This is a genomic window from Pedobacter indicus, from assembly GCF_003449035.1.
GTDB lineage: Bacteria > Bacteroidota > Bacteroidia > Sphingobacteriales > Sphingobacteriaceae > Albibacterium > Albibacterium indicum.
On record NZ_QRGB01000001.1, the window covers coordinates 1,085,996 to 1,110,627 of the forward strand.

A 24,632-nucleotide genomic window follows, 5' to 3' on the forward strand; every position below is an offset into this window, starting at 1 on the left:
TAACGCGTCAAATCTTTTATCTTTACTGCGAGATAGAAACCAATTATAAACGATTCAAACAGACGTTGTTATGAGTATATTTGTGAATAAGACCACTTTTTGCTGGTGGAAGTTCGCATGGGTGTCCCTGATCATCGCATTCCCTTTAGTCGCAAAAGGCCAGCTGGTCGACTCGTTGTTTTTAGCGCATACCGATAAGAACGGGATTGTAAATGTAAAAGCAGTTCTCGATGAGGGTAAGAAGTATGTATACACCAACCCATCGTTAACACCGATAATCGCTGAGCGAGCCGTTAGTGTTGCGGAAAAGCAAAAAAGACCTTTAGCGGTCGCTCAAAGCTATCAATTTATGGCTGCGGTTTGGTTTCAAACGAAGGCTGACTATGATTCAACAGCCCATTATTTGGATCAAGCCGAAAAGATCTACAGCACTCTTCAATCAGAGGATGCTTTGAACGGTATGGGTATGGTCTATCATAATTATGGAACGCTGAAGCAAGTTTTGGGAGACTATAGCGAAGCATTTGATTATTACATAAAAGCTTTAAAACTATTTGATGAAACCGAAAATACAACCGGACGGCCGTACACATTAAATAACATTGCTACGCTTTATGAATTGGTAGGTGATGCAGATAAGACAGAAGTTTATGCTCGTCGCTGTATTGATCTTTCTCGTAAAGTTGGCGATGAATTCATGGAGGTAACCGGTAGCATCGTTCTCCTGTCTTCTCTAATGCAGCAGAAAAGGTTTGAGGAGGCTGTTCCTTTGCTTGAAAAAATTAAAGAGTATGGGGAAAAGAACGATGATCTCTATAAGAAGTTCCTGTATCATTTCAATAGGGGGGCATACTTAATAAATCATAAAAAAGATTATGCCTCTGCGATACAAGAGTATGAAAAAGCATGTCAGTTAGCCGAATCGGTCGGCGATGAATGGGAAATAATGAGACACTATTCGGCTTTATCGGAAGCCTATTTAGAAAATAGGCAGATGAGTGAAGCTTATAAGGCGGCAGAGAATACGTTGTCACTCGCCAAAAAACTGAAGTCGAAGGACAAGCAAGAAATCTCATTGTCTGTGATGGCACAGGTTAATGCTAGGAACAGTGATTACGAAAACGCTTATCAGCAACTGTATGCAGCATATCTGTTAAAAGACACCCTTTTTGATGAGAATAATCAGCGACATATCGCTTTCCTGGAATCTGAATACCAAACCGAAAAGAAAGAAATTAGGATCGAATCGTTGGAAAAACAACGCCAGTTGTATATTTGGTTGGGCTTAGCTGGGGTAGTAATTTGCCTAATTGCTTTTGCACTAGCGGTAATACGGTATCGTTTGGCAGTTAGTCGTCGTAAGCTAGCAGAGAAAGAAGCTCAGCGTTTGGAGCAGGAAAAGCATTTGGTTGCTGTTCAGGCCACATTGGATGGCGAGGCTGCAGAACGCAGTCGATTGGCAAAAGACTTGCACGATGGACTGGGCTGTATGCTATCGTTGGTGAAATTCAATTTGCCGGATGTGAAAGGAGCAGGTGTACTGGAGACGGTAGATATATCACGCTTTCAAAAAGCGCTAGGGATGTTAGATGACTCCATACAAGAACTTCGTCGTGTCGCACACCATATGATGCCAGAATCGCTTCTTCGGCATGGTCTGAAAGTATCTTTATCTGATTTTTGTGCAGCTATCCCGAATGTCGATTTTCACTATTTTGGGAATGAAACTCGGCTATCTGAAAAGTTAGAGATTATGATCTACCGATGTATCCATGAATTAGTAAACAATGCTCTTAAGCACGCACAGGCCACACAGATCAATGTACAGCTTGTGCAGGAAGAAGATCGTTTGTCTTTTACCGTCCATGATAATGGAGTGGGTTTCGATCAGGAGCAAACAACAGAAGGGATGGGACTAAAGAACGTAAGGCAGCGCGTGACGACTTTTCAAGGAAAAATGAATGTATACTCCTCGTCAAAGGGGACAGAGGTCTATGTCGAATTAGAGTTTCCACATGAGGATGAGAATGGATAGGAAACGAATTTGTTTGTTTTGGAAACATAGTTGGTTAGCAAATGTTCCATTTAGAAAGCTTTAACAGATGAAAAAAACAATCTCTATCGACGGTCGCCGAATATACGATATCAAAAGCTTTTATGATGAAATAAACCAAGTGTTTATGAATGGTGTCGACTGGAAACTTGGTCAAAGTCTCGATGCTTTTAATGATATGCTTCATGGCGGCTACGGTGTGATAGAGGGTGATGAACCTATAGATTTGATTTGGATAGGTTTTGAAAAAAACCGAAACGATTTGGGTTCCGAACTTACCAAGTCATATTATCTTGATAAATTAGATCAGCCGTCGAAGTTTAATATTCCCTGGGTAAAAGAAAAGTTGAAGGAACTTGAAAATGGAACTGGTAAAACCTACTTTGAAATCATCCTTGAAATTATTTCCGACCATCAGAATATAAATCTTATTCGCCGATAACCAACGCCTTTCGATGTTATGGTCTGCGTTAAGATTTGTACGTCGGTTAAAATAGTTTCAACTGAGCATCTGAAATTCCTTTCCCGAGGAATGGATAATCACCGACAACTTCGTATTGATTAACATGGGGGCGTGTGGTACTCCTTGTTGCGGACAATCTTTTTCTTAAAAATACAATTCGATTGGCGTCGCTATCAGCATGATATCGCATGTTCTCCCTATAAGGCCAAACTCCGTTAAACTCGTTTTCAGGAATCCGCCTCGCAATTGTCAGGTGACCCTTTTTGATAAAATTAAGTGAATAACCTTTAACGGGCGTTAAAGCTGGTCGAAGGTGCATTTGTAAATATTGAGGTATCCTTGAGAATTGTTCTTCGTTTTCTACATGAAGATAAATCGTGCTAGTTTCGTTCTGGAAACTACCGAAATCAGATAATGGGAAAGATTTGAACAGAGTTTGGCTGAGTAAGGAAGAAATTGCTCAGGGCGGTGAACTGACAATTGAAGCTTCGTCCACGCCAACTCAATATGGAGCAGATAATATTTGGATTTCTTCGGTAGATTGACAAAAAGACATGTGTCAGACTTGGTTAAAAATGGTGCTACCTGAAAATGGATACATAACGGACTCCATTCGCATTTCATCCGCATTTTGATGTCAAAATCCGAATATAATGTAGATATAATCCAAATTGTTTCTCATATGATTTTCACCAAGGTTCGCACAGGTTATCAAAAAGGTAAAACGTAGGATTATAGAGGGATATCTCGTAAATTGCATTTAATTTAATCATTGATAACTAAAGTAGCAGAATATGATCTGGAAAGAGCCTATCGATTTAGAAAAGCTGAATAGCGGACCAGAGTATATGGGAACATTCCTGGGCATTCGGTTTGCCGAATTTGATGATCGTTCGCTGACGGCAACGATGCCGGTTGATACACGAACACACCAGCCTTGGGGTATCTTACATGGTGGGGCGTCCGTTGTTTTAGCAGAAACCGTTGGTTCTTATGCTAGCGGGTTGATTGTGGATACTGCTCAATATATGCCAGTCGGTCTGGAGGTTAATGCGAATCATCTTCGACCAGTTTCTTCAGGAGAGATAAAAGCAGTTTGTGCTCCGATTCATATAGGGAGAAAAACACATGTCTGGGATATCAAGATCTATAATGAAGAGGGCAAAATGGTTTGTATCAGTCGGTTGACGGTCGCCATTATCGAAAGGCAATAATAGGAAAGCCTGCGAATTAACTCGCAGGCTTTCCTATTTTAAGAGATTGTTTTTTTCACTGAGTGGACTCGTTTATTTTATCTTTTGGATTACGAAAACAATCTCTTTATAATGATCTTTTTCGTACAATACGCCTATCTTTTTCTTGTTCACAAGAACGATGTCCGAATAGGCCGAATATGCACCGTCATAACCTTCAGGGCTTTTCGCGATGGTTTCATTGAAGTACCAGGTTTTGCCACCATCTTTCGAAAGGCGTAAGGTTAAATTATCGCGATTGTTTTCGTCAGCAGCATTGATATGGGCTAAAATAAACTTCTTGCCTTTCTTCCAGGAAAGTACTGAGCCTTGATTGATCGGATCGGGCAAGTTAGGGTCTGCCTTAGAGCTGTCCCATGTTTGTCCTCCATCGGTCGAAATGGATATGATTCGTTGTTTAGGGGTAAGTCCTTGATTTCTTGATGACATGTAAACAGAATTATCTCCGATCTGTGCTGCCGTAGATTCGTTAGTTCCTGGGTAATGAACGTTTTCGCTTAGCTTAAACGTTTTGCCATGATCATCTGAATAGTATGCATGAGCAATCCAGTCTTTGTTTTGAGGCTGCGGATCACCTGCGTTATGATTTGCGGCAATGTAGATGCGTCCTTTATTGGGTCCCGAAACAAATTGGAAGCCATGTCCAGGTGTGTTAGCATAAGTACGCCAGTCTTCCTCGAAATTATAGGCCGAGTTGATTTGTGGTTGTTTAGGACGGTGTGCCTGAGTGGTGATATTGACTGGTTCTGACCAACTCTCACCATTATCTTCTGAGGTAATATACCACAGTTCGCGCAAGCCTGTGCCTTTTCGAACTTCACCCTCATGGTTGTTTCCGGTATTGTAAAACAGGAATATGCGACCATTGGGATATGCCGGGTCAAGCAAGTCTACGACCGGAGCTGCATTTCCTGCCTGAAGATCATCATAATCTGCTGCTACATGAAGTGGACCCCAAGTTTTCCCATCGTCTGAACTGATTTTATAGACAATGTCAACATTGCCATAGTCGCCTGCATGATCTACACGACCCTCGGAGAATGCGATAAGGTCACCGTTTTTGTTTTTCACGATAGCTGGAATCCGGTAGCTGGCATAACCATCATCTCCAGACTTGAACACTGTTACTTCTTGAGCTCGTGCCAGCATAACGCTCGCAATAATCGTAAATGTTAGAATTAATCTTTTCATTGTATTTGTTTTATGTATTGTATTTTCTTTGTTTTATCACTTGTAAGGTATAAAAGTAAACATCCATTTTACTGGGCTATCCCAACTTTTACCTTTAAACTCTCCAACTGGAAGCTTAACCAACACTTCGTTCCATCCCTTATTCAACCTAATCATCGTGGGCTCGCGATATGAATAGCTCTCATCGATAAGAGGTGTCTCCAATGCGCCTTTTTCTCCCCCTTGCTTCCAATCTGGTGGAGAAATAACAAGACCGTTTACCCATACTTCACTTTGTTGTTCATCCCAAGTTCCCTTTTGTGGCGAGTGGCTCGCGTATGATCTGGACAGGTCATTGAACCCGATCCAAAAAGGCACTAGCTCATTCTTGTTGCTCCAGATTTTTGTCCGTGCATACCAGGTTGTATTTTCTTCGGGCTGTTTGAGAGCACCTTTTATTACATCCGCCCACCAATGCCTTAATATAATCGTGCCGCCTTCAGCGGTTTGTGTAACCTTAATTTCATTGCTATACGGATGGTCTTCTGAAATAAACGATTTTGACAGGTCGCCGTTGTTATCAAACGGTCCGATAAGATCCCATACTAAGTCTGTCTGCTTAACATAGGGAAACGGCTTGTTGTTGAAGTACAAATCTTTGTGTACAAGCAAACGCCTTTCAAAATCTCGGAATTCCTGATAATCCGGACTGTTTTTGGGAACTATATTGGCAACCCATCCAGTTTTCCCGCCACCTCGCCAGCTCCTCTCTGCAAATGTAAGGATCGCTGGATAGATAGAGCTCTGGTAGAACATGTCGATTGGTTTGGACACTGCTCTGTCAGGCCATGAGCATAAAGTTGCACCAATCAGGTTAGCATGTTCATCTCCTTGTTCCCCAATTTTCCTGTGGAATAGGGTCGTTACAGTTTCAAGCGGATCCATGTGGTTAATGTAAAGGTGTTTGGAGTCAATAAACACCTTCTCACCACTTTCTTCTATTTTTTCGGCGCCTCCCATCCAAAGTTGTCGGATTGTCTGGGGCATCAGATTGCTACCTGGATCCCAGCCGACTGTTTTATATCCCAGCGATTCGACATATCTGGTGATTTCCGGCATAAAGTCGTTATTGGTTATTTTGACTTCGTCGCCGCCGATATGGAGATAAGGAAGGTTAGCGAATGTTTCAGAAAACTCCTTTAATAGTTCTTTGATATAAACAATTCCCGAATCAGATTGCATATCCACACCGAAAAAACGCTTAAAAGCTGCACTGTGTCCTGGCATATCTATTTCGGGGAGGAAAAGAATATGTCGTTCTGCGCAGTAGTCAATTAACTCTTGAAATTGCTCTTGCGTATAATACTTGCCTTCCCAACGCGTCATATTATCTGCCGCAGTAAGCCCCGGATAGTTTTTGCTAGCCAAGCGCCATGCTATGTCTTCCGTGAAATGAAAGTGCAATACATTCATTTTATAGCGTGATAAGATGTCGATCTGCTCTTTGAGCATATCCATGGGTTGATAGTTTCTACCTACATCCAACAAGAAAGCACGCCATGAAAAAGCAGGTTGATCGGCGATAGTTACTTTACGAATTTGCTTGTTTTGAATGTTAAACTGTCTTAACGTCTGTAGGCCATAAAATATACCGGTCGGCGTAGAAGCGCTGATGCTAATGCCACGATCATCAATTGTCAACTCATAGGCCTCACTCGATTCGTTGAGCTCTGAGCTGGATATAAGCTTTAACTGAAGAACAGGAAGCTTGTTTTGTGTTTCGGTTGTCGAATGTTCAATCTGCCAACTAGTCAAGATATCCTCCACCAAAACACGCTCGTTCACCAAATCGGTATGGTTTGTTTCGAGTTGAATACCCTTGCTTAAATCTAATGTCCCTTCGCTCCATTGTACATGAGTAGGCAAGGGTATCAGGCTCTCTTGTGCCCGTACTGATACGAATGCAAAAAGAATTAATAGGATGCTAAGTGATATAAATTTCAAAGTTCTCTTGTCCAAACTACGCATTTAGATATTCGTTTAAAATTGACCAACAATACCATTCCTGTCTGGGTAAATGAAAGGGACCTTTAAACAGGTTGCCCTTTGCAGTCTGTGCAATCCGCCCGTCACGATGCAAATAACCATACCATTCGCCGTGTTTCGGGTCATGAAAATGCTGATATGCATAATCATGAATCTGGCGGTGCATATCGCGGTACTTTTCATCTTTTGTTATAAGGTAGGCCAGTAGTGTTGCGATAATTGCTTCATTTTGTGGCCACCAAAACTTCATATCTTGCCAATATTCCTGAACCGGTTTATTGTATACGTCTCTGAAATATAAAATGCCACCATGCTCTTGATCCCAACCCCGTTCCCACATATAATCTAGCATACGGCATCCAAGATCGATTAGTTTAGGGTCATCGCCGCGGTGACGTGCTTCATGCAAGATAAACCATGCTCCTTCAATGGCGTGTCCGGGATTGAGTGTTCTACCATCAATATGATCTATAATACTACCATCCGGTGCAACTTGTTCCATAACGCAGCGGATGTCGTCCTTTACAAAATAGGTTTCAATTTCGTTAATCCATGATTCGATCGCATCGTCACAACGTGGATCTCCTATGGTTTCACGAAGTTGCTGCGCAGTATTGGTCATAATCATCGGGATGCCAATACCTTTGTTAGGTCGCGTATCTTCAAACTTCGCTTCTATCGCTCGTTCGCCTGAAGCATATTCAAGACAAGTTGTGAAAAGCTCTCTGGCGAGTTTCGCTGCTTCCTCGTTTCCAGATGCTTTCGCATAGGCGGCGAAAGCAATGACGGCGAAAGTCTCGGAAAAAAAGTAACGGCGCATTCGGATTGGATTACCTTGTCGGTCGACATGAAAATACATCTTTCCGTCTCGATTAAAGCATTTGTCTTTAAGAAACTCGAAACCTAGCTTCGCGCCCTCCAGCCATTCTTGTCTAGGCTCAACAGTATTGTAGAGCGTTGACAACAACCAACAAGCGCGCCCTTGGATCCAGACAGCTTTGTCTGTGTCAATCAGGCTGCCATCGGCATCGCGCATCAGGAGGTATCCGCCATATTCGTTATCATATGATCTTGGGAACCAGAACGGCGCGGTATCCTCTAGCAATTGATGTTTATAAAAATCACGAAGTGATTTGATATATTGAGTATCCATATTTACTGTTTTAACGATATACGAAACGTGCTAGCTGGTAACCCAGCATGATTAACTAGGTTGCCGGCGCTAACTGGCTCCCAGCCATAAACAATTGCGCTTATCTTTTTATTGGGTAAAGTCTTTATAAAGACTTGATCGTTTTGAATAGACGCTTCAGCCTGAAGGATCCGTCCATCCATCATTTGCAGGGCAAAGCCTTGCAGGGCTTTGCCATCTGATGTTTTTAAACCGTGACCATAGTCGAAAGATATTTCAATCGCTTCACCCCTCATATTATAGCCGCTGAATAGAGGACCGGAAGGTGTAATGTCTTGTCTGTAATGTTGCTGAAATGCCCATTGTGCCAAACGGCGACCTACCTCCAGTTTTTCACGTGGATGTACATCCTGTGCGTGACCAATATCGCTGGTTACAGCCATCCCGCTGTTGGGTACAATATCTAATAGCCGTCGCTGCTCGTCTCTAAAAAATGGCCACGAAGGGCGTTCAATGCTTGATAGTTGGACATAATAGAAGGGAAAGTTGTCATGCCATTGGGTTCGAAGCTCTTCAACAAAATACGGGAAAAGACGGCTATACAATTCTACATTTTCCGCATCGCTTTCTCCCTGATACCAGATCATCCCACTAAGTGCGAAGGGCACCAGGTTAGCAACGCCCGCTTCGTAAATATAAGCCGGAGCATAAGGGTGTTGTTGAAAAGGTGAGTCAGTCAGTTCTAAATTCCGATTTGCACGCATTCTGCACCAACCCATCAGATAATCACTTTCGCGCCAAGGGTGGAGCGACTGAACAAAGTCCGGGTTTTTTTCAAGGGAGAGGCGTGGCAACCAAGCTAGCTGTGGTGAACCGCCTACAGCGATGTTGATAATGCCAACAGGGATGTTCTGTTGTTTAGCAATTTCAGAGGCGAACGAATAAGCTACTGCTGAAAAGTTCAGTGCATTTTCCTTGTTGTTTTGCGTCCATTCACCTGTGAAGAAGCTTAGGTCATTTGCTTTTCTTAGCATGACGGAATCCCATACAAAATTGTCGGTTCGAGCATAGGAATTGAATTGCAGAAGTCGAACATTCTGTCTTGTAGCAGCAAGGCTGGCCAGACTGTCTCCTCGCAAAGCACCGTTTAATTGGAACTCCATGTTCGACTGACCTGCTGCGAGCCATACATCGCCAACTAACACGTCTGAAAATATCAATTCCTGCCCATCATTTTTAATGATTAAAGGCTGAGGTTTTGCGTTTAATTTTGGAGCGGGAAATGTTAATATCCATCGGCCATTAACCCCAGTAATAGTTTCCTGGGTTTGTCCTTCCCACGTTACCTGAACAGCTGTCTTCGCATTGGCAATTCCCCATACCTGGAATGGTTTATCTCGTTGAACGACCATATGTTCTCCGAAAACAGAAGGGAGTTGTAATCCTCCAAAATTTCCAGTAATATGCTGGTACACGGTCTTGGCTATCATCGCTGCACCTTGTTTATTTGGATGCAGAGTAGGGATGTCCGTAATCAGATCAGGTCTGTTGTGAAGCGCGGCATACAAGTCAATGACCGGCAATTGACTTACGTTGGCGACTTGACTGATAAGCTCTCGAACCGCATGGTACCAAGTAAATGTACTTGATGAAAATCGCGGGTGACCTGTAAAGATTGGCGATAGGTTCGCTATAAATATTTGTATATCGGGATTGTTTGTTTTTAGTGTATCAATCAGCCAGAGGTAATTGGAAACAAACTCATCACGATAATTTGGAAAGTTACGCGGGTCGGTATCGTTCAGACCTAGATGGATTACGGCGACATCAGCCTTAAAATTGATTGCCTCCTTAAATTGTGGGGTTTCGACATAAGGTCTGTGTCCTTTTTTCAATAATGTCGCGCCGCTGTGACCGAAATTACCTACTACGTAATCATCTCCAAGTATACTCTGTAAAACCGAAGGATAGGCTTCTTTTTCGGGGTTTTCGAGACCGAGACCCTCAGTAACAGAGTCACCAATTGCCGCTATTTTAATCTTTTCCTGAGCCCATACGGAAGCGGGGTAGAGGAAAGAAAGCGATAAAATATAAATTATTATACTTAATCGTACCATGTCTCAAAATTAATCAACACAATCTACTACTTTTGGGCGTAATGTCATTAATTGTAGTACTAGAGCAATAGCTACGACAACTGCTAGCATCGTAAAACCACTTCCGAAGTGTCCGTCATCTTTAAATTTCCCGAGTAACTGAGTGACGCCCGCACCTGCAAATACACCTACCATGTTCATGAACCCGTATGCAGTTGCACGAAGCCGACGTGGGACAAATTGACATAAAATAGGCATATTGTTGGCGTCGAACATACCAAATCCGATCCCGAACAAAACAGCCGCTCCTACGACAGCTATAAAAGTATGTCCCATGCCTAATAAAATCAATGACGGAATCGTAAGGAAAAGACCGATAGCACTTGTGTACACTCGTCCGCGGATATTCTTCAATACCCAGCGGTCACTTAAAACTCCTCCGATAATTACACCGAAAAATGAAGAAGCCGCTATGGTGATGGTCGATAGAGGACCAGCTTCCGCCATGGGGATGTTTAAGTTATCGGCAAATAATGTCGGTAGCCAATTTTTGGTTGCCCAACCAGGCAAACTAGGTGCAGCGAAATAAAACAAAATAACCCAGAAAGCCACCATTGAAAATAAGCTTAATAAACCTTTTAAGAAAGGGATTTTTGATGCAGACTTTTCTCCCTCTGTTGTCAGCTCTTCCTGTTTCTTTTCATACAGGAGAACACTTAAAATAAATGCGTACATGATCCCAGCAATCCCAAACCAATGAAAGGCGGTATGCCATCCGTAAGCAGCTGCTACTGTTGCACCGAATCCGCCAAGCGCTTGCCCCATATAAAGTCCAGTCATGTGGATTCCGATTGCCAAAGAGCGTGTCTTCCCCGTGTGATAGTCTGCAATAAGAGCCAGTCCAGCAGGAATATAAAGCGCCTCGCTTACACCCATAATGGCACGTAAGACAAGCAGATGATTATAGTTATCCACTACGCCCATCGCATAGGTTACCGCAGACCATACGAAGAGGCTGATAACAATGAGCCATTTTCTGTTAACCCGGTCGGCTATGGCACCAGCTACAGGGCTCATAAAACCATAAATATAGAGGAAAATAGCCATCAACATCCCAAAAGCCTCAGCAGTCTGCAGTTCTACGATATCAACGAGCATCGCTTCCCGCATTGTAGAAAGCATTTGGCGATCTAGATAGTTTAGAAGTGCGACAACCCATAGCAAAGCTACGACGACCCAAGGGTAATATTTACTATTTCTTAGCATGAGTTTGGTTTATCTCTCAGATTTGAAAGAAGCAAAGCCAAGTTCGTCCACATTTTTTTTAAATTCCTGAAAAGTTTCTTCACTCATATTAGCTACTGGTAAACGGAATTTCCCACAATCAAGATTCACAAGTTTCATATAAGCTTTTCCAGTTGCAATACCACCGTACTTTCCGAGCAATGTGATCATATCGATTGATTTTTGCTGCAAGGCATTTGCTTTATCTAAATCTCCCTTTTCATAAGCCGCTATGAGATCGCGATAAAGCGGTGCTGCATAGTTATATGTACTTCCTACTGCACCTTTACTTCCCACAGCTAAAGATGCCAGCATGTTTTCGTCACGCCCCCATAAGAGGTCGTATTTCCGGTTATTAAAATTCAAACATGATAGGAAGTCCATAAAGTCCTCATGCGTGTATTTTATTCCTTTAAAACTTGGAATTAGGCCATCGACTTCCCTTAAAAGTTCGATCATCGGATAATTGCCACCCGTTAAAACTGGAATGTGATAATAATAAAAAGCTGTGTTTGGCGCCGCCGAAGCTACTTCGGCACAGCACAAAGCTAGCTGTTTGGCATTGGCCGGCTTAAAATAATAGGGTGACGTAAAAGAGATGGCGTCTACACCTTCAGCTTCCGATAGTCTCGCTAACTCCTGACATTCTTTGATGTTTGTGCCACCTAGGAACATCATAAGAACAAAGTCCTCATCGTGTTTGGTTAAAGAACTCCAAGTGGTCATGACTTTGATTTTTTCTTCGAACGTAAGGGACACCCCTTCTCCAGTTGACCCGCAAATAAAAGCCCCTACAACATTGTTCTTTTTAAGCGAAGAATAATACGAAGGAATTATTTCAAGATTTAGTTCTCCCTGTTCGTCGAAAGGCGTAAATGGCGCAGCGACTAAGCCTTCAATTTTTTTGTTTAGCATATTATACATGATTAATCCTCGGACCCACTTTGGTAGTTCAAGAAATACTTTATTTTTGATTTAAACAGTGTGTTTTTAAGAGATCTTCCATATCTCTCACACAAATGTATGACATAATACCAAATCTCCAAACTTTTTTGATATTTTTGTTTCGGAAAATAAATTGCGACATGATAGACTCAAAAAGTTCTTTTGCTAAGCTCAGTGGAATTGATACTTCAAGTTTGGTAGATAAAGTGGAACAGCGTATTATCGATTTTATTCGGCAGAATAGTCTCAAAGTTGGAGATGTTTTGCCCAAGGAATTAGATTTGGCAGAACAATTAGGCGTTAGTCGGACGGTAATCCGAGAAGCTTTGCTGCGATTGAAAACCATAGGTTTAATTGAGTCAAAAAAGCATAAGGGTTCTGTGCTCCGTAACCCTGATGTATTAGGTCCTTTAAGAAAAGTATTTCATCCGTCTATTTTAGATCGGACGACTTTAAAAGACATGTTTGAAATGCGTTTGGCACTCGAAGTGGGCATGGCGGATTTTATCGTTGATCGAATTACAGAGAAAGACCTGCATGATCTTCGGCAGATTGCCAACGATATTGTCTCGGGTGATACGGCAGATCCCTGGCAGGTTAAGGATGAGATCAGGTTTCACGGTAAGCTTTATGAAATATCCGGGAATAAAGTTTTGCTTGAACTGCAGGAATTGCTCATACCTATTTTCCAATATGTGCATCAAAGCGGACTATTAGAAAGGCCAATTGTTGAAGGGGAGTTTATTTCTCATAAAGAGCTTGTCGAGGTGCTGAAAAAGCGGGATGCAGATCTATATCGTAAAGCAATTCGCAAACACCTCAACAATCATTTCGCTCGTATTCTCCATCACATCGGGGTTTAGTATTTTAAAGATGCGGATAATATCAAAATGCTTATAAATTACGATGCTTTTTAAATTGTGGACCGTTATCCATCCTTTAATGGGAGAGTAAAAAAAATATCCCATAAAGGATTTATATGGGATATTTTTTTAATGATAAAATTTATTCTGTTCTAATGAACTGCTTATCTCTGCCCAGGTAAATATATTTGAAACCCTAGTGTCAGACCAAGTCCACCTTGTGTTCCCGATGCTGATGCACCAGAAAGATCATTATAACCTGCTAATGCTTCCAATGCAACATTGTCGGTAATAAAATGCGCATAGCCTAAACCTGCTCCGAAACCGAAATTCACATCATCACCACCTCGGCTTCCCGCGATTCCAGCTTTCGCTTCTGCAAAGAAACGGTTGCTCGGAGATGCACCTTCTGGGAAATAATAACGAGCAAAAGGCAACAGACCATAGCTGAATGGGTTATCTCCATCTTTAATTGTTTGGAAGTTAGCGATAAGCTTGAGTCCTAATGCCACGCCATCACTAACAAAATAACCTGCACTAGGCTCCACCGCTATATTGAAAACTTCAGAGTCAAAGTCATACCCCAACGAACCTATGCCGCCCCCTACCATCCAATTACCTTGTTGTATAGGACGGGTACCGACTGCTGAACTTGTTTGTGGAGTCGTCTCTATTTGTCCAAATGTGATTCCGACAGACAAGGCTACTGCACCAATAAATAACATAAACTTTTTCATTTCTTTTCGTTTTTTTGTTAAACATTATGAAGCAAGTAATAGAATATTACTTCGCTATTATTAACAACAGAAATGAGCGCTATTTGTTCAAATAAAACAAAAATTTAATGATTGATTTATTTTTTTAGTTACATGAACAATGTAGACGAGTTCTGATTTAGATATTTATGCCAATTCGGTGATAAACTCTTCTTTGGGTTTACGAACCTTTTTTAATTTGAAGAGCCAGTCATTTTCCTCATCACGATAACCCAACGGCAGGAGGGTAACACTTTTTAGTCCCTTCTCATTTAAACCTAACAGGGAGTCTAAGGCTGCATTATCAAAACCCTCCATTGGTGTGGCGTCAACCTGAAGTCCAGCGGCGGCGGCTATTGCCGTTCCGAAAGCTATGTAAGCTTGACGAGCAGCGTGCTCGAAATTCTGCTCTGCGGTTTGGGTGGTATAAGCATTTATCAAACTTGTTCTGTAAGCATCGGTTTGCGAATCCGGCACCCCACGTTCGGTATTCATGTATTTAAATACTGTATTGATTCTTTCTTCAGTATATCGATCCCAAGCTGCAAAAATTAGTACATGAGAGCTGTCTGTGATCTGGCTCTGCCCGTTAGCTACCGCTTTAATTTTGTCTTTAAGCGCTGGATTAGTAACAACAATGATTTCAAATGGTTGAAGCCCTGATGACGTAGGTGCCAGATGAGCTGCTTTTAATATCATATCTACTTTTTCTTGTGAAACGGGTTTGCCGTTCATTTTTTTCGTGGCATAGCGCCATTGTAGTGCGTCTAATAATTCCATGTTTTATTTAATTTTTTGCAAAGTTTAAAATAATACTTTACTTTTGAAAGTATATATATTAAAAATAATAGTTCCCTTTTTGAAACTATATATAAAATGTCATTATGGAAACAATTAATCAGAACCCTGTTAAGAACAAGACGGCTGCAAGTGCGGGAAGCGCGACATGCAAAGCATATCTTTGTTCCGTACAAGATACCTTGGATATCTTAAAAGGGAAGTGGAAGATCTCAATAATTAGTTGCTTAAGCTTTGGCAAAAGAAGGTTTCTAGAATTACAGCGTGAGGTAGGGGGGATCGGCGCTAAAATGCTCTCCAAGGAGTTACAAGACCTCGAAGCAAATGATCTCGTTTTGCGAAAGGTCTGTGATACGAAACCGATAACGGTCGAGTACGAACTTACCGATTATGGAAGGACACTTCAGAACATCATTGATGAGATGGAAAAATGGGGGAAAAAGCACCGGGAAAAGATACAGAACGAATGCCGGGGAGAAAAAACATCTTCTTGATATTTATTTTGTCTCGATCACAAATGATTGCATCTCCTCAATAATAGATTTCGTGCCCTTGAATTTATAAACGTCACAAAAAGCGAACGTCTTGCCATTTTCCAATGTAAACTGACCACTTGCAGAACCCTCTTTCCCATGCGTAATAATGGTAGACAGTTCGAATTCTGCCATCGCTAATTTCTTTCCTTCATCCAGTTCCTTAAGGATTTCGTCTTTCCCCGTCAGGGTTTTATGGCCAACCATTTCCCATCTGATATTCTCCGATATATGCTGAATAATAAAATCGGTATCCCCGTCAGGGAAGGCAATGTTAAATTTTTTTAAAAATTCTCGCTTCGGAGAGTTTCCACAGTCCGTTTTAATTTTAATTTTTGTCATTTTCATGTAGCCTTTTTAACCGGTTACCTTTACTTTTCAACCGATTATCTTAATTATATCTAACACCTAACCAAAATATACAGAAATCCTGCCAGAACATACTTTCATTAGTAATTTCGTTTTGGTTAAAACCTTTCCTAAATCGAAAGTCGATAAACGCCTGTTTTTCCGATCGCGACCGTCCCAAAAAAGTATGGATCTGAAGTAACTCTGTGCAAAATACCGATAACTTTTGCTTCACTATTAGACGGACATTAGTCGGACTTAGTTCGGACATTGTTCGGATATTAGTCGAGTGAACCCGACTAATATCCGTTTGACATACGACTAACATACGTTAAATATCCGTGTTAGATAAGAATGCGATAAAAACATCAGTAGAATTTGTGCTTTTTAACTTGAAGGAAAGTGTAACAGGTGCTAATGAAACAAATCGAAGAAAAAATCGTTAATCGAGGGTAAAGGTTTTAAATGTTTTTAAATTTACTTTTCTAATTTATTCAACGAAAGTCAATGTTTGATACAAAGAATATCCAAGAGAATATACATGAGCTGTTTTTTATTGTAGCTCCGAGGATTTTACTCGCAATTTTCATGCTGATACTGGGCAGTTGGTTGATCAAGCTTTTTATGCGTTACGTTCATTCTCGCTTCGAACGGCGGAATGTTGAGCTGTCGTTGCGACTCTTCCTGTCGAGGATCATAAAGATCGTTCTCTATATTATGCTTATACTCTCGATTGCGGGTAATTTGGGGATTCAAACTACCTCTTTCCTGACAGTTCTGGGTGGGGCTGGTTTGGCAATCGGGTTGGCTTTGCAGGGAAGTCTCTCCAATTTTGCCGGCGGGGTTCTGATTCTTCTGTTTAAGCCCTTCCGCGTCGGAGATTATATTTCTAGTACGAGTGATGCCAGTGGTACCGTAGAAAATATTGACTTGCTTTATACGACTTTGCGTACAGCGGAAGGAACGCTTGTTTTTGCGCCCAACGGCCCCCTAGCAAACTCGGTGATTACAAATTATTCGAATTTGGTAGAGCGTAGGGCAGAGTACAGCATCAACCTTGCATTGGATAGTGACACAACGAAGATTCGGGAGCTGATCCTCGATCTGCTGCATCAGGATAAACGTGTACTTAAAAAGCCCGCACCAGAGGTGCTGGTCAATGGGTTAAGTAATGGCGCTATTAACCTCGTCGTTCGCTATTGGTCGCCAAAAAGTAGTTATTGGGATGCCTATCATGATCTCTACGAGAAAGTCAAGATGCTCTTTAAGGATCAACAGCTTGTTATTCCTCAGTATACTATACAAGCACTTTCTCCGGACGATGCTGGGTCAAACCAGTCTGTCCGCTAGGAGAATGCATTATTTTGAGGCTGCCTGCTCCTTCTGTTCGGCCTGGTCCTTCTTTAATGGAATGTTTTTGAGGATTTCTACCAGAAAGGCCCAGAATTTTTGCACCGACTTGATCGAGACACGCTCATCGGGCGAGTGGGCTCCTAGGATGGTCGGTCCGAACGAGATCTTATCTAGATGAGGGTATTTTTCCCCTAAGATGCCGCATTCTAATCCAGCATGTACTGCCATGATATTCGCATCCCGATTGTTTTGTTCTTTATAAATTTGGGCGAGAACGGATAGTATTTCAGAATCGGGGTTCGGTTGCCATCCGGGGTAGGATCCTGAAAATTCAACTTTTGCAGCCATTAGTTCAAATGCAGCGCGGAGTGTATTTGCCAGATCGGTTTTGGAGGAGTCCAAAGATGAGCGGGTTAAGCTCTGTATGTCAATAGTTCCATTGGCAACAGAAACGATCGCAAGGTTATTGGAGGATAAGACAAGATTATCGAAGTCGGCACTCATAGCATATACGCCGTTCGGTGCAGCGTAAAGTGCGTTTAGCAGTTGCTTTTGATCATCGGCGTTCATTGCTTTCGTTTCCCGGTAAGGAAGCTTTTCGGCCAATATTTGAAGTGAGGGCTCCGTTGTTTGGAATTCGTGTCGCAGACTTGCTGAAATATTTTCAACTAAATCATTTACTGTATTTTCGTCGGAAGATGTAATAGCTATTGTTGCTACGCTTTCTCTTGGAATTGCATTTCTGAGGCTGCCTCCCTGTATATCGATGATTTGGATTTCGGCTTGACGATTTAATTCGTAAAGGATACGGTTCATGATTTTATTGGCATTCGCCAAACCACGGTGGATATCCATCCCTGAATGTCCGCCGCGTAAACCTTTAACAGAGAGGTTATAGATTTCAGCACTGGGGACAACCGCTACTTCACGAAATGTTTTTGTGGCGCTAATGTCGAGTCCGCCAGCGCTCCCGATACATATTTCCTCATCATTTTCCGTATCCAGGTTTAATAAGATTTCGCCTTGAAGCTTATCTTTATCTAAGCCGGTAGCACCCGTCATGCCAGTTTCCTCATCGACGGTAAAAAGGGCTTCTAACTTTGGGTGAGCGATGTCGTCTGCAGCTAACACAGCCAGCATAGCAGCAACACCAATACCGTTATCGGCACCCAGTGTAGTTCCGTGCGCTCGTACCCAATCATCATCGATAAACATTTGAATGCCTTGTTGGTCGAAGTTGAAGGTGGTGTCATTGTTTTTCTGATGAACCATGTCAAGATGAGCTTGTAGGATAACTGCTTTTCGATCCTCCAAACCTATCGTTGCAGGTTTTCTGATAATCACATTTCCCGTATTGTCTTTTTCTGTCTCAAGGCCAAGCTGCCGTCCGAAATTCATGACAAAAGCAATGGCTTTTTCTTCATTTTTAGAGGCTCTGGGTATCTGATTAAGATTAATGAAATTCTTCCAAAGTGCAGTAGGTTCTAAGTGATTTATTTCTTGTGACATATTGTAATAATAAAATAGATGGTTTTATTGGCCTAAAATTAGATATTTTATTAGGCAATTTACAATAAATCACGAAGATCATCCATGCAATCTCCAATATGATCAAGAGTGATTAGGATCACGCGCAGATATTACTTAATGAAGTTGAGTAGTGCTTCAGCAGAGCTTAGAAAATTGAATTCCAGATAATTCGGATACTTGAAATTATAACGAGCATACCGACTGCCAGAAGCATTTTTTTAACAGGTAGGCGACCGGCAAACCGCGCCGCAAGAGGGGCCGCTAAAATACCGCCCAAAATCAAACCTAAAATGGTATCGATGTGGCTAGTGCCCAAAATTACAAAGAAAGTTAATGCGCTTGAGAGAGTTACAAAAAACTCGGTTAAACTCACAGAGCCAATCACATATTTCGGAGTCTTACCTTTTGAGATGAGCGTGCTGGTTACCAGAGGCCCCCACCCGCCACCACCAAAGGAATCGAGAAAGCCACCGGCCCCGGCGAGCCAACCTGCTTTTTTGATCTTTTGGCTTTTGATTTTCTTTTTAAAGGCACCCGCGAGAATTCTTATACCTAAAATCAGCGTATAAAGTGAAATAATTGGACGTAGCCATTCTGAATAACGTTCTCCAAAAAAGCCTAGTAGCAAGGCTCCGCAAACTGCACCAATAACACCCGGGATTAATAGTGTTTTGAAAAGTTTTTTGTTGACATTTCCGAACTTATAATGACTGTAGCCAGATGCTCCGCTGGAAAACATTTCTGCAGTATGGATACTGCCACTTACAATGACCGGGTTGACTCCACCAGATAGCAACAGCGTAGTCGAGATAACCCCATATCCCATTCCTAAAACGCCATCGACCATTTGTGCAGCGAATCCGATGGTCAGCATTATAAAAAATGTTTCATCGAAGTAAGAAGGAATGGAGTTGATAAACTCTTTAGGGATGAAGGGATAAACCGCAAAAGTCAGAAAAAGGATTGCAACCGCAAAGAGACTCCAATTGGCAATTTTCTTCCATTTTAATTCCTGATTCTTACCGATGGATGATACAGGTTTTGAGGTTTTTATATTATTGCTATTATTGCCCTGAGGTTGAAAGTCTATCTCTTGGAATTTCCCATTCGATTGATCACTCAATCTCTTCTCTTCTATGATGACTTTTTCCTTCTGGGGCATCTAACTTGAGCAAAGTAAATATTATCTATCGTTTTAGTCGACAATAATACGTTTACTTTTTTATAACTGCAAGATTTTTTATTTTTTTCTTTATCAGTTTATAGTGGTTAGTCCCATCGTACAGAGGAGTTTGGGGGAAAGCGACTAAAGTTGATCGTTTCTTAACAATTTTCTGATATTTAGGGAGTTTAGTGGTATCTTTTTTGAAGGTATTTGATTGTGATAACATTAGAAAATAAGACATTAAACAAAGTGCGAACGCCTATTGCTTTGAAGGGAACGTTCGCCGATGCAGTAAAGTTTATGCCCCTTCCGAAGCCAACTGGCGAAGCACCGTTCCGACTCGATATTAATGAGGTGATGAACACTTCTAATACTTCTATTGATCAAGAGATGTCTTTCCATGTTGTAGGTGATTCAGGAAGCGCGAAAGATTTAAGTTTTCAACGTCTATTGGCTCAACAGCTAATCAAACAGAGTCGTGACATGGACGTGAAAAGTCGACCTCAATTCCTTTATCACCTCGGTGATATTGTCTATGATCACGGCGAAGCACATGAATATGCAGCCCAGTTTTTTCAACCCTTTGAAAATTATCCAGGACCCATTTTCTCAATTCCGGGCAACCACGACGCCGAAATTAATCCTCTCTGTGAAACACCTTATGAGAGTCTGGATGCTTATTTGCAAGTTTTCTGTTCGGAAGAACCTGCGTATATTCCTTTCTCGAACGGTAGTTCTCGTAAGAGTATGATTCAGCCGAACGTTTATTGGACTTTAAACACCCCATTGGCTACGATTATCGGTTTGTATGGCAATGTGGCGAAGTTTGGAGTCATCAAACCGGATCAGCGAGCGTGGTTTATTCAGGAATTGAAAAATGTGGCAGATGAAAAGGGGGAGCGAGCACTGATCGTTTGTGTTCATCAGTCGCCCTTTTCGGCAGATACAAATCATGGATCCAGCTTAGCAATGATTGACTTTTTGGAAGAGGCCTATTGGGAGGCTGGGGTTCGACCGGATCTTGTCTTAAGTGGGCATGTTCATAATTATCAGCGTTTTATGAAGCAGTATCCGGACGGAGACAGGGTGCCTTATATTGTTGCAGGTGCTGGTGGATATACCATCCTGCATGATATAGCTACCTATGAGAATCCGAATATCGAAATGGATTCCGACCGTTTTGACGGCGTCGTTTTGAAACGTTATTGTACAAAACAGTATGGTTTTCTGAAGCTTAAAATTAAAAAAGTCGACGGGGTACTACGACTGGTTGGGGAATACTATACAATACCTAAAGGCGCAAAGCCAGATACAGATTTTACGGCTGAGCTTTTTGATCGGTTTGAGTTTTCGCTGAAAAAGCCGGCTCCCGCGCTTTGCCACTAAGTTAGCAACCGTTGCTTTGTTGTTCTCCATGCGGTTCGATCAAATTAAAAAAGGGGCTGTCGTTGCAACCCCTTTCAGTCATTAATTCTGTTCTCAACTTATTAATCTAACCCACCACGACGAGTCGGGCTTCTTGGTGTTGGCCATTCTGCTTTTTCCCCTGTCCGCGGATCGATATGAAGTTTGATTTTGTCCCGAGAAGTTCTTTCAGGGTCTTCACTCGCCATATAGGTTAAAATTGCGGTAAGAATGGCATTGCTTCTTACATCGTCGAATACCACTTTGTCATAGGTGTCTACATTCGTATGCCATGTATACCGGCCATAATCCCAACTAAGTGAGCTTAGGCTGAATGCCGGCGCGCCAGCGGCAACAAAGGAAGCATAGTCTGAACCGCCCCTGCCTGGTGAGCCTGGGAAAGATGTTTCAATATGTTGGGTGATTTCTTTTGGAACCGCAGATAGCCACCGTCCTACATAATCATATGAGTGAAGAAAGCCTTGGCCGGATATGTTGACAACACGTCCGGTTCCGTTGTCCTGATTGAATAGAGCTTGGATATTCTTTACAATATCAGGATGATCCTCTACATAGGCTCTCGACCCATTTAAACCTTGCTCTTCACCGCCCCATAGGCCGACGATGATGGTTCTTTTTGGATTTGGGTAAACCTTCTTTAAAATGCGCGCAGCCTCCATCATAACAAGAGTGCCCGTTCCATTGTCCGTTGCGCCGGAGCCACCATCCCATGAGTCGAAATGAGCAGATAGAATGATGTATTCTTCTGGTTTTTCGGTACCCTTGATTTCGGCAATGGTGTTAAAGGTGGGTTGTACTCCTGTTTCCTTTGATATGGCAGTCACCTTAATTTGCGGTTTATCTCCATGTTCTACCATACGGAATAACAGACCATAATCTTCTAATGACAAGTCTATCGTTGGGATTTTCTTAGTATAGGCTCCGAATATTTTGTTCGCGCCAAAACCTCTAGACCAGTTTGACATAACAATACCTGCAGCACCAGCTTCTTCTAAAGCTGCTGGAAGGGTCCGAGAATTATAGCCTGTATTACTCAGTCGCTCATACCATGCCTCTTGTAACTTTTCACGCTCGCTCTTCATCTTTTCAAAAGAATCTTCGGTAGCAAACTCCTCCCAGTTATCATCTGGCCGACCCGTAGGTTGAACCATTGATATCATCACGAATTTGCCTTTGACACTTTTGATAGCATTTTGGAAAGCAATCGAGTCGTCTGCTAAAGGAAGGATCACCACTTCAGCTGTAATGCCCTTACTAGGGGTCGATGGGCTCCATGCTAATTGTGTACCAGTGAGTGTTTTTACTCTGGGCTCTACCAAATCGATATGGGTGATGCCGCGTTCCCAGCCTCTCCATTCTCCCCATTTTTGATTTTCGGCATCAATTCCCCATGAATTGAACTTATTTACCGCCCAATCGTGCGCTGTCTGCATTCCTGGTGATCCTACTAACCGAGGGCCGATCTTATCCAGCAATTCATAACCTAATTGTTCAAGTTGTGAGTTGTTATTGGCTTCATCGATAATCGCTTCAACAATTGGGTTCTTGGGAGCTTCAGCTCGTTGACCTGGTTGAGCAAAGCTTTGTTTTACTGAAAAAATGAGAAAAAAGATGAATAAGTTGATCGCCCATTTTCTCATCTTAATGGTTTTGTAAAGGTGTCTCATGTTGTATCGTTAAAGGTTAAGAAAAAAATAGAGCTTAAAACTACAAAACATATTGCTATTAGAAGAAAAAGAATCGGTTCTTGACATGCTTTCTGTTTATCGTAACATATTATTTTATGTATTTTTGCACCCTTATCGAAAAATAACGAACAGATGTTGAGTCGCGAAGTAAAGAAAAGAAGAACCTTTGGTATCATCAGTCACCCAGATGCGGGTAAAACTACCTTGACAGAAAAACTCCTCTTATTCGGAGGGGCAATTCAAAAAGCAGGTACGGTAAAACGGAATAAAGCGGAGAAGACTGCTACTTCTGACTTTATGGAAATTGAGAAACAGCGTGGTATCTCAGTCGCGACATCAGTAATGGGTTTTGAATATTTGGATCATAAAATAAATATTCTGGATACCCCCGGACACAAGGACTTTGCGGAAGATACGTATCGGACCTTAACGGCGGTTGATTCGGTAATTTTGGTTGTCGATTCTGTAAAAGGGGTAGAAGAGCAGACGCGTAAACTCATGCAGGTATGTCGAATGCGCCACACGCCTGTAATTATTTTTATCAATAAAATGGATCGAGAGGGTAAGGAGCACCTCGACTTATTGGACGAGTTGGAAAATGAGCTCAATATTTCGGTACGACCGCTGAGCTGGCCAATCGGAATCGGGAGTACATTCAAAGGGGTATACCACCTGCACAAGCATAAGCTTAATTTATACAGTCCGAACAAAAAAGCCATTTCAGACGATTATATACCGATTGATAGCTTAGAAGATCAGCAGTTGGATGAACTGTTAGGTGAGAAAGCAGCAACAACATTGCGCGATGAGGTCGAACTGGTTGATACAGTGTATGAACCTTTTGACGTTTCCTTGTACCGCTCGGGATATCTGGCGCCGGTGTTTTTTGGTAGTGCAATCAATAACTTTGGGGTACAGGAACTGCTGGAAACTTTTATAGAAATCGCACCTGAGCCACAGCCTCGTTCAACGGATTTACGACTCGTTGATCCTTATGAAAAAAAGTTTACGGGCTTTGTTTTTAAGATTCATGCCAACTTGGACCCAAAGCATCGTGATCGCATCGCATTTTGCCGAATATGTTCTGGTAAATTCGAAAGAAATACCTTTTATCATCATGTACGACTGGATAAAAAACTAAAGTTTGCTTCACCAACCAGCTTTATGGCTGATAATAAAAGTGTAGTCGAAGAAGCCTGGCCGGGAGATGTTATCGGCCTATACGATTCGGGAAATTTTAAAATCGGAGATACACTGACGGAGGGTGAGATAATGAACTTTGTCGGCATTCCTAGTTTTTCTCCCGAAATCTTCAAAGAGCTGGAAAATACGGATCCTTTTAAAACGAAACAGTTGGAAAAGGGAATCACGCAGTTGAGTGACGAAGGGGTGGCACAATTGTTTATCCAGAACCCTGGAAATCGGAAAATAATTGGGACCGTTGGAGAGCTACAGTTTGAAGTAATTCAGTTCAGATTGTTGCAGGAATATGGCGCTTCCTGTCGTTTTATATCCATGAGTACGAGCAAGGCCAATTGGGTGTCATCAGAAGATCCGGAGGCTCTTAAAAAGTTTCTGCGTAGCCATGCATCCAAGATTGCTTACGATAAAGAAGATCGTCCCGTTTTTTTAGCGGGTTCGCAATGGGATATCGACTATGCGTTAACTAACTATCCAAAGATCCAGTTCCACGAAACATCTGAATGGGATCGGGTAGATGCGAAAGCTTAGT

The 24,632-nt window shown here is 42.0% G+C and carries 22 protein-coding genes; 9 read left to right on the forward strand and 13 right to left on the reverse strand.

Features of this window, described 5'->3' with window-relative positions; all coding sequences use genetic code 11:
* The first annotated feature begins 70 nt into the window (after positions 1–70).
* Together D3P12_RS04970 and D3P12_RS04975 are read left to right on the forward strand one after the other, a co-directional pair.
* Positions 71–2,035 (forward strand): tetratricopeptide repeat-containing sensor histidine kinase, encoded by a 1,965-nt coding sequence (locus tag D3P12_RS04970; RefSeq protein WP_118193964.1) that lies wholly within the window; start codon positions 71–73, stop codon positions 2,033–2,035.
* Positions 2,036–2,102: 67 nt separating this feature from the next.
* The gene (locus tag D3P12_RS04975) at positions 2,103–2,495 is read left to right on the forward strand and encodes a barstar family protein (RefSeq protein WP_118193965.1); all 393 of its coding nucleotides are present in this window, start codon (positions 2,103–2,105) and stop codon (positions 2,493–2,495) included.
* Between the two features lie 46 nt (positions 2,496–2,541).
* Here the strand turns inward: D3P12_RS04975 and D3P12_RS04980 are convergent, their stop codons facing one another.
* Positions 2,542–2,973 carry a 2'-5' RNA ligase family protein gene (locus D3P12_RS04980; protein WP_118193966.1) on the reverse strand — a complete coding sequence of 144 codons (432 nt, stop codon included), beginning with the start codon at positions 2,971–2,973 and terminating at the stop codon, positions 2,542–2,544.
* Between D3P12_RS04980 and D3P12_RS15310 the strand changes: the two genes are divergently transcribed.
* Complete coding sequence (locus D3P12_RS15310) at positions 2,894–3,061, forward strand: hypothetical protein (RefSeq protein WP_157970253.1); 168 nt, start codon at positions 2,894–2,896, stop codon at positions 3,059–3,061. The two genes, D3P12_RS04980 and D3P12_RS15310, sit on opposite strands and share 80 nt — an antisense overlap.
* A gap of 249 nt (positions 3,062–3,310) precedes the next feature.
* The gene (locus tag D3P12_RS04985; RefSeq protein ID WP_118193967.1) at positions 3,311–3,730 is read left to right on the forward strand and encodes a hotdog fold thioesterase; all 420 of its coding nucleotides are present in this window, start codon (positions 3,311–3,313) and stop codon (positions 3,728–3,730) included.
* 72 nt (positions 3,731–3,802) lie between these two features.
* Here D3P12_RS04985 and D3P12_RS04990 read toward each other — a convergent pair whose 3' ends face one another.
* The 6 genes from D3P12_RS04990 to D3P12_RS05015 are packed head-to-tail and all read right to left on the reverse strand — an operon-like array spanning position 3,803 to position 12,412.
* On the reverse strand, positions 3,803–4,960 hold the full coding sequence (locus D3P12_RS04990) for a sialidase family protein (protein ID WP_118193968.1): 1,158 nt from the start codon (positions 4,958–4,960) through the stop codon (positions 3,803–3,805).
* A gap of 36 nt (positions 4,961–4,996) precedes the next feature.
* The gene (locus tag D3P12_RS04995) at positions 4,997–6,958 is read right to left on the reverse strand and encodes a family 20 glycosylhydrolase (protein ID WP_205941060.1); all 1,962 of its coding nucleotides are present in this window, start codon (positions 6,956–6,958) and stop codon (positions 4,997–4,999) included.
* Position 6,959: 1 nt separating this feature from the next.
* A complete protein-coding gene (locus D3P12_RS05000; protein WP_118193970.1) occupies positions 6,960–8,138 on the reverse strand; it encodes an AGE family epimerase/isomerase in 1,179 nt (392 codons plus the stop codon).
* Between the two features lie 2 nt (positions 8,139–8,140).
* A complete protein-coding gene (locus tag D3P12_RS05005) occupies positions 8,141–10,234 on the reverse strand; it encodes a GDSL-type esterase/lipase family protein (protein WP_118193971.1) in 2,094 nt (697 codons plus the stop codon).
* A 9-nt stretch (positions 10,235–10,243) separates the two neighbouring features.
* Positions 10,244–11,479, reverse strand: coding sequence for an MFS transporter (locus D3P12_RS05010; protein ID WP_118193972.1), 1,236 nt, complete (start codon positions 11,477–11,479; stop codon positions 10,244–10,246).
* Positions 11,480–11,488: 9 nt separating this feature from the next.
* Positions 11,489–12,412, reverse strand: a complete 924-nt coding sequence (locus D3P12_RS05015) for a dihydrodipicolinate synthase family protein (RefSeq protein WP_118196971.1) — start codon at positions 12,410–12,412, stop codon at positions 11,489–11,491.
* A 170-nt stretch (positions 12,413–12,582) separates the two neighbouring features.
* Here D3P12_RS05015 and D3P12_RS05020 point away from each other — a divergent pair, with 170 nt between their 5' ends.
* The gene (locus D3P12_RS05020; protein WP_118193973.1) at positions 12,583–13,305 is read left to right on the forward strand and encodes a FadR/GntR family transcriptional regulator; all 723 of its coding nucleotides are present in this window, start codon (positions 12,583–12,585) and stop codon (positions 13,303–13,305) included.
* 164 nt (positions 13,306–13,469) lie between these two features.
* On the opposite strand, the gene D3P12_RS05025 is transcribed toward D3P12_RS05020, so the two are convergent.
* Both D3P12_RS05025 and D3P12_RS05030 read right to left on the reverse strand, forming a co-directional pair.
* Positions 13,470–14,042 (reverse strand): hypothetical protein, encoded by a 573-nt coding sequence (locus tag D3P12_RS05025; RefSeq protein ID WP_118193974.1) that lies wholly within the window; start codon positions 14,040–14,042, stop codon positions 13,470–13,472.
* A 165-nt stretch (positions 14,043–14,207) separates the two neighbouring features.
* Positions 14,208–14,840, reverse strand: coding sequence for a nitroreductase family protein (locus tag D3P12_RS05030; protein ID WP_118193975.1), 633 nt, complete (start codon positions 14,838–14,840; stop codon positions 14,208–14,210).
* 104 nt (positions 14,841–14,944) lie between these two features.
* Between D3P12_RS05030 and D3P12_RS05035 the strand changes: the two genes are divergently transcribed.
* On the forward strand, positions 14,945–15,352 hold the full coding sequence (locus D3P12_RS05035; protein WP_118193976.1) for a winged helix-turn-helix transcriptional regulator: 408 nt from the start codon (positions 14,945–14,947) through the stop codon (positions 15,350–15,352).
* Between the two features lie 3 nt (positions 15,353–15,355).
* On the opposite strand, the gene D3P12_RS05040 is transcribed toward D3P12_RS05035, so the two are convergent.
* Positions 15,356–15,739 (reverse strand): nuclear transport factor 2 family protein, encoded by a 384-nt coding sequence (locus tag D3P12_RS05040; RefSeq protein ID WP_205941061.1) that lies wholly within the window; start codon positions 15,737–15,739, stop codon positions 15,356–15,358.
* Between the two features lie 507 nt (positions 15,740–16,246).
* Here D3P12_RS05040 and D3P12_RS05045 point away from each other — a divergent pair.
* A complete protein-coding gene (locus D3P12_RS05045) occupies positions 16,247–17,089 on the forward strand; it encodes a mechanosensitive ion channel family protein (protein ID WP_118193977.1) in 843 nt (280 codons plus the stop codon).
* A gap of 9 nt (positions 17,090–17,098) precedes the next feature.
* Here D3P12_RS05045 and D3P12_RS05050 read toward each other — a convergent pair whose 3' ends face one another.
* Positions 17,099–18,601, reverse strand: a complete 1,503-nt coding sequence (locus D3P12_RS05050) for an aminoacyl-histidine dipeptidase (protein ID WP_118193978.1) — start codon at positions 18,599–18,601, stop codon at positions 17,099–17,101.
* Between the two features lie 166 nt (positions 18,602–18,767).
* Positions 18,768–19,784: a sulfite exporter TauE/SafE family protein gene (locus tag D3P12_RS05055; RefSeq protein ID WP_118193979.1), complete on the reverse strand. Its 1,017-nt coding sequence runs from the start codon at positions 19,782–19,784 to the stop codon at positions 18,768–18,770.
* 219 nt (positions 19,785–20,003) lie between these two features.
* On the opposite strand from D3P12_RS05055, the gene D3P12_RS05060 reads away from it, so the two are divergent.
* Positions 20,004–21,173 carry a metallophosphoesterase family protein gene (locus D3P12_RS05060; protein WP_157970254.1) on the forward strand — a complete coding sequence of 390 codons (1,170 nt, stop codon included), beginning with the start codon at positions 20,004–20,006 and terminating at the stop codon, positions 21,171–21,173.
* Positions 21,174–21,274: 101 nt separating this feature from the next.
* On the opposite strand, the gene D3P12_RS05065 is transcribed toward D3P12_RS05060, so the two are convergent.
* Positions 21,275–22,879: a M20/M25/M40 family metallo-hydrolase gene (locus D3P12_RS05065; protein WP_245977391.1), complete on the reverse strand. Its 1,605-nt coding sequence runs from the start codon at positions 22,877–22,879 to the stop codon at positions 21,275–21,277.
* 153 nt (positions 22,880–23,032) lie between these two features.
* Here D3P12_RS05065 and D3P12_RS05070 point away from each other — a divergent pair, with 153 nt between their 5' ends.
* The gene (locus tag D3P12_RS05070; protein ID WP_118193981.1) at positions 23,033–24,631 is read left to right on the forward strand and encodes a peptide chain release factor 3; all 1,599 of its coding nucleotides are present in this window, start codon (positions 23,033–23,035) and stop codon (positions 24,629–24,631) included.
* The last annotated feature ends 1 nt before the right edge of the window (position 24,632 follow it).

Excerpts from the sequence above, each read along its gene's own strand:
- D3P12_RS04970 (WP_118193964.1), top strand. The coding sequence starts at position 71 with ATGAGTATATTTGTGAATAAGACCACTTTTTGCTGGTGGAAGTTCGCA.
- D3P12_RS04975 (WP_118193965.1), top strand. The coding sequence starts at position 2,103 with ATGAAAAAAACAATCTCTATCGACGGTCGCCGAATATACGATATCAAA.
- D3P12_RS04985 (WP_118193967.1), top strand. The coding sequence starts at position 3,311 with ATGATCTGGAAAGAGCCTATCGATTTAGAAAAGCTGAATAGCGGACCA.
- D3P12_RS04990 (WP_118193968.1), bottom strand. The coding sequence starts at position 4,960 with ATGAAAAGATTAATTCTAACATTTACGATTATTGCGAGCGTTATGCTG.
- D3P12_RS05000 (WP_118193970.1), bottom strand. The coding sequence starts at position 8,138 with ATGGATACTCAATATATCAAATCACTTCGTGATTTTTATAAACATCAA.
- D3P12_RS05005 (WP_118193971.1), bottom strand. The coding sequence starts at position 10,234 with ATGGTACGATTAAGTATAATAATTTATATTTTATCGCTTTCTTTCCTC.
- D3P12_RS05010 (WP_118193972.1), bottom strand. The coding sequence starts at position 11,479 with ATGCTAAGAAATAGTAAATATTACCCTTGGGTCGTCGTAGCTTTGCTA.
- D3P12_RS05015 (WP_118196971.1), bottom strand. The coding sequence starts at position 12,412 with ATGCTAAACAAAAAAATTGAAGGCTTAGTCGCTGCGCCATTTACGCCT.
- D3P12_RS05020 (WP_118193973.1), top strand. The coding sequence starts at position 12,583 with ATGATAGACTCAAAAAGTTCTTTTGCTAAGCTCAGTGGAATTGATACT.
- D3P12_RS05025 (WP_118193974.1), bottom strand. The coding sequence starts at position 14,042 with ATGAAAAAGTTTATGTTATTTATTGGTGCAGTAGCCTTGTCTGTCGGA.
- D3P12_RS05030 (WP_118193975.1), bottom strand. The coding sequence starts at position 14,840 with ATGGAATTATTAGACGCACTACAATGGCGCTATGCCACGAAAAAAATG.
- D3P12_RS05035 (WP_118193976.1), top strand. The coding sequence starts at position 14,945 with ATGGAAACAATTAATCAGAACCCTGTTAAGAACAAGACGGCTGCAAGT.
- D3P12_RS05040 (WP_205941061.1), bottom strand. The coding sequence starts at position 15,739 with ATGAAAATGACAAAAATTAAAATTAAAACGGACTGTGGAAACTCTCCG.
- D3P12_RS05045 (WP_118193977.1), top strand. The coding sequence starts at position 16,247 with ATGTTTGATACAAAGAATATCCAAGAGAATATACATGAGCTGTTTTTT.
- D3P12_RS05050 (WP_118193978.1), bottom strand. The coding sequence starts at position 18,601 with ATGTCACAAGAAATAAATCACTTAGAACCTACTGCACTTTGGAAGAAT.
- D3P12_RS05055 (WP_118193979.1), bottom strand. The coding sequence starts at position 19,784 with ATGCCCCAGAAGGAAAAAGTCATCATAGAAGAGAAGAGATTGAGTGAT.
- D3P12_RS05065 (WP_245977391.1), bottom strand. The coding sequence starts at position 22,879 with ATGAGACACCTTTACAAAACCATTAAGATGAGAAAATGGGCGATCAAC.
- D3P12_RS05070 (WP_118193981.1), top strand. The coding sequence starts at position 23,033 with ATGTTGAGTCGCGAAGTAAAGAAAAGAAGAACCTTTGGTATCATCAGT.